General features: G+C 45.8%; 5 protein-coding genes. 3 read left to right on the forward strand and 2 right to left on the reverse strand.

What is annotated here, in order from left to right:
- Nucleotides 1-100 precede the first annotated feature (100 nt).
- The gene (locus ACR2PX_RS18435; protein ID WP_434000826.1) at nt 101-316 is read left to right on the forward strand and encodes a hypothetical protein; all 216 of its coding nucleotides are present in this window, start codon (nt 101-103) and stop codon (nt 314-316) included.
- Nucleotides 313-1,467: a hypothetical protein gene (locus tag ACR2PX_RS18440; protein ID WP_434000827.1), complete on the forward strand. Its 1,155-nt coding sequence runs from the start codon at nt 313-315 to the stop codon at nt 1,465-1,467. Before ACR2PX_RS18435 ends, ACR2PX_RS18440 begins: the two co-directional genes overlap by 4 nt.
- On the opposite strand, the gene ACR2PX_RS18445 is transcribed toward ACR2PX_RS18440, so the two are convergent.
- Both ACR2PX_RS18445 and tnpA read right to left on the reverse strand, forming a co-directional pair.
- Nucleotides 1,403-2,674 carry an ISL3 family transposase gene (locus ACR2PX_RS18445; protein WP_434000828.1) on the reverse strand — a complete coding sequence of 424 codons (1,272 nt, stop codon included), beginning with the start codon at nt 2,672-2,674 and terminating at the stop codon, nt 1,403-1,405. The two genes, ACR2PX_RS18440 and ACR2PX_RS18445, sit on opposite strands and share 65 nt — an antisense overlap.
- Nucleotides 2,675-2,850: 176 nt before the next feature.
- Nucleotides 2,851-3,264, reverse strand: coding sequence for an IS200/IS605 family transposase (gene tnpA / locus ACR2PX_RS18450; protein WP_434000829.1), 414 nt, complete (start codon nt 3,262-3,264; stop codon nt 2,851-2,853).
- A gap of 22 nt (nt 3,265-3,286) precedes the next feature.
- On the opposite strand from tnpA, the gene ACR2PX_RS18455 reads away from it, so the two are divergent.
- The gene (locus ACR2PX_RS18455) at nt 3,287-4,345 is read left to right on the forward strand and encodes an RNA-guided endonuclease InsQ/TnpB family protein (RefSeq protein WP_434000830.1); all 1,059 of its coding nucleotides are present in this window, start codon (nt 3,287-3,289) and stop codon (nt 4,343-4,345) included.
- The last annotated feature ends 18 nt before the right edge of the window (nt 4,346-4,363 follow it).

Genomic DNA, 4,363 nt, shown 5'->3' on the forward strand with positions numbered 1-4,363 from the left:
TCGAAGCCTTCAATGGTGTCATCAAGCGGATAATATACAAGGCATGTGGTTACAATGATCTTGATTATCTCTATCTAAAAATCAGGCAGGAGGCCCAAAAATGATCAGCCAACCTGTAAAAGGGCCCCAAGTTGTGACACCAAATGAATACCTAATCAAAGCGGCAAGAGCTATAAAGCAACAGCTAATGCTCGCATCTCAGCTGGAAGCAGAAATTGGAAATGAAAGGCTTCACAACTTTGATATCCATATCATATCGTTTCCTCAACGCCTAATTCATCTTGGCGCTCACAGAACGAAATATCAGCGTATGTGACTCTGTATTTAAACACGATCCACAAGCTCAAAAAGCATGACATCAATGCCGCTAAAAGAGAGGTTCTTACCTGGGGCTTTGACAGCCCGATTTTCGTCCGTCTAAACATCTGGGCTGCAAGCGAAAAAGAGCTGACCTCTCCCAGCTGCGCTTATGAAATTTTCTGCAACCTCGACGACTTATCTTTCTGGAGTGGTGGCCATGAAAGCGACCTCATGCATAGTCTTGCGAAACGATGGATTGAGCTATCATCTTCCAGCCGTGAGCAACTGGAAAGTCGTCTTCTTCAAGGTGATTCCAAATATGACAATGAAGGTTCGAATGATGATTCAGTCCGCAGATACAAAGCCAGAAGTTCTCTGAATCGTCTGTTTTGGCTGAAAGAGCAAGAGTGCTCATTGTCTGAAAGCTGCTTGCAGCAGTGTGAAGAACTGAAGGCTGTCATCCCAGATCAGAAGCTTGAAAATATTAAGCTAAGTGCAGGTTCAGGAGTGCAATTTTACTCTATTTCACCAGACTATAAATATGATGATTTACTGTCACTCAAAATATCTGAACTCATTCCAGAAGCAACAAAACAAAATGGGCGCAGTCATGACCATACAAAGGACAACAAGCCTTTTGCAGGGCTTGCCAGAAAGCATGGCTGGCTAGCCTTTTTTGCATTGTACTTATCTGCTAAAAACGGTAAATACCCTGAAAATTCTTGGTGCGAGTTTTTATCGCATTATGTCAGAGAAAATGCTGAAGAGCAGCCTCTTGGTCAAATTGCAGACCTTATATCTGACTGCCCTTTAGATATATCTGAAGAACTGATATACACCATTTCTGATTGGTTCAATGTCAAAGGAAGTGTGCTAAAAGCGTCTTACCCGAGAGCATTCCAGCGGCTACTCAATCAGGTTATTAAAATATTCCAGCATAATTCCCGCATATTAAACAGCAGGTACTCAGAAAGAACTGCAACTGAATGGTGCAATACATCCTTAAACTCTCCTATCGGAAAAATAACAGAGCTACTTATTCAAGTATTGGATACCGAGGAGGTGAAGCTAACGGCTCTACCTCAGATTGTGTGGGTGAATTTCATCGGATTACCCCTCTTGGATAAAGATCAAGACCACCACAATGAAAGTAAATCGCCGTTTTGAATCTTTCTCTGTTTCTGTAGCCGTAGGCACGACCTTTTAGTCGCTGTATCTTTCCGTTCATGGCTTCTGCACGACCATTGTCGACTTTCAGAACTATTGCATTAATAATCCCCCACAAGTGCTCCCTGATCATTTTGGCTACTTTGCGAACAGGCTCAAGCCGACACCTCAGGGCCCAGATCAGCCACCGCTTCCAAGCCTTGATAGCCCACGCTCGTGATGTGTAATCCCACAGAGTCATCGCCATTTCCCTGATAGCCCAGGCTCGTGCTGTTTTCAGTTTTGAATCACGCAACGGCTCGAACGCTTCCCACTTTTCGTCACTCATGTTTTCAGGGTTTGTTAACCAGTCAAACCGGGTTCCTTTGAGTAAATCTGACCCTGTTGCCATAAGGGCTTTATGCTCTTCTATACGAACCTTGTTGACTGCATTACCCAAGTACTGGGCGACGTGAAATTTGTCGAATGCTATTCGCTCTCTCGCTTCTGGCACATGCAATGAGACCGCCTTGATGAAGGGCTTCCACATATCCATAGTGATACATTCAATACCGGCTTTTTGATCCGTTGTCAGGGTTTCAAAGTACTCGTTGAGGCTATCAGCTTTATGGTTGTCAGCTACATGTAAAACGATGCCTTTTTCATGGTCAGTAACCACTGTGACATACTCATGTCTTTTCTGAAATGAGGTTTCATCAACCGCTAATCGTTTGGGGTCGTCGTGTACTCTTCGTGCTAAGCCTCTGGCAACTGCACGTTGCTGGATACCATCAATAGCATTCCAGCTAAGTTTCATTTGTTGGGCAACCGCACGGGTTGTTGCTTCTTTCAGCCAGTCTATAACGAGTGCTTCAAACAAGGCCGTAAATCCAGAGTTCGGCTCAGCCCATGGAACCTGTATTGTTTTTACACCGTGCTCGGAACATTGGGTACGCGGGACATTGGCAATAAGGAGGGTCTGAAACTGGCAGGTGTCCAGGTGTCGCCACTTCTTCTGTCGCCGATCATAACCCGGAGAGGGTTTATCACAAACACTGCATTTAGAAGGTTTTTTGCCATCATGCTCAAGGAATACTTCGACTTTTCCTTCAGTGACGGAGAGCTCTACGTTGGCAACATGCCATGGAGTTTCAATGCCAAGTATTTTGGAGTAGAGTTCTTTATCACGCATGTCGGCATCATCACGCATGTCGGCATCATCACGCATGTTGGCATCCTTGCCTTGAAGTGTTCAATATAGATTAAATCACCCACTAAAATCAGGGAGGAGCCTGTTTTCTCAACCTTACGAAGCTTATATCCCAGACGATTCAAGATATTATCGGTTGAGCGTAAAACCCCGTACTTTGAGTGCGGGGATGTAAGCTCGTCGGCGATAGCCGACTAATGCGGTGTTCTCTGCTGCTGAACGTACTGTTTGATGACTTCTATAGGAGCGCCACCGCAGCTTGCAGCAAAATAACTTGGACTCCATAGTGCCGAACGGTAATACCGGTTTGCCACTTCAGGGTGATGCAGTTTCAGCTTTCTGCTGGATACACCTTTCAAGCTATTGACCAGTTTTGACAGGGCTATCTTTGGTGGGTAATTGATCAGCAGGTGTACGTGGTCGGCCTCCCCGTTGAACTCTACCAAGTCTGCCTCAAAGTCAGAGCAGACCTTCTCAAACAGGCTTTTCAGCACCGGGAACATATAGCCTTCAAGCACACAGTACCGGTACTTTGTTACAAAGACCAAATGACAGTGAAGTTTGAAAACACAATGCCTGCCAGTTCTATATTCGTTTGTTTTACTCATGGACCAATTGTATACTGAGGCCATGAAAAAGACAAAAACACTGAAAGTTCGGGTAAAAGACAAGCATGTGAAACTGCTTAACAACATGGCTCGCTCTGTCAATTTTGTCTGGAACTACATTAACGAACTCAGTACCCGTTCCATCAAGGAGCGTGGCAAGTTTTTGTCTGCCTACGACATACACCCGTACACCAAAGGAGCAGGTAAGGAGCTTGGCTTGCACAGCCAGTCATTGCAGTGCATAGCCGCTGAATATGTGACACGCCGGAAGCAGTTTAAAAAAGCCAAACTTAACTGGCGCAAGTCAAACGGTGTCCGCCGGTCACTTGGCTGGATTCCAGTCAACACCGGGCAATCCAAGTGGAAGAATGGACAGGTGTTTCATAACGGCCATTACTTCTCGGTCTGGGATTCCTATGGATTGAGTGGGTATAAGTTTCGTTCGGCCAGCCTCAACGAGGATGCTCGTGGACGTTGGTATTTCAATGTTGTCGTAGATGTGGATACAGAAGCGACAGAGGGTGAATCCTCAGTAGGCATTGACCTTGGTTGTAAAGAAGCAGCAACGGACTCTAACGGTGAAGGTGTTAAAGGTCGTGAGTACAGAGCACTTGAAGCAAAGCTGGGTATTGCCCAGAGAGCCAAGAACAAGAAAAGAGTGAAGGCGATTCACGCCAAAATCAAAAACAGAAGGCAAGATGCCTTGCATCAGTACAGCCGTAAGCTCGTCATTGAGAATGCGGCGATTTTCGTTGGCAACGTGTCCAGTCTGGCAATGACCAAAACCAAAAAAGCAAAATCGGCTTTGGATGCTGGATGGGGAATGCTGAAAACCATGCTGGAATATAAATGCGATCACGCAGGCGTGGTTTTTGAAGTGGTCAACGAAGCTTACTCCACCCAGACTTGTTCGTGCTGTCGAAAGATACCCAACAGCAGTCCGAAAGGTAGGGCGGGTCTTGGAATAAGAGAATGGGTCTGTTCAGAGTGCGGAGCTGAACATCTGCGTGACGTAAACGCAGCAAGAAACATTCTTGCGGTCGGGCATGACCGTCTAGCTGTAGGAATCCCCGTTCTTTAGGGCGGGGAGGATGTCAAA

It is taken from the genome of Endozoicomonas sp., assembly GCF_051008435.1.
GTDB lineage: Bacteria > Pseudomonadota > Gammaproteobacteria > Pseudomonadales > Endozoicomonadaceae > Endozoicomonas_A.

What these genes read in the sequence shown, in the direction of transcription:
- ACR2PX_RS18435 (WP_434000826.1), top strand. Translation starts at nt 101, where the DNA reads ATGATCAGCCAACCTGTAAAAGGGCCCCAAGTTGTGACACCAAATGAA.
- ACR2PX_RS18445 (WP_434000828.1), bottom strand. Translation starts at nt 2,674, where the DNA reads ATGCGTGATGATGCCGACATGCGTGATGATGCCGACATGCGTGATAAA.
- tnpA (WP_434000829.1), bottom strand. Translation starts at nt 3,264, where the DNA reads ATGAGTAAAACAAACGAATATAGAACTGGCAGGCATTGTGTTTTCAAA.
- ACR2PX_RS18455 (WP_434000830.1), top strand. Translation starts at nt 3,287, where the DNA reads ATGAAAAAGACAAAAACACTGAAAGTTCGGGTAAAAGACAAGCATGTG.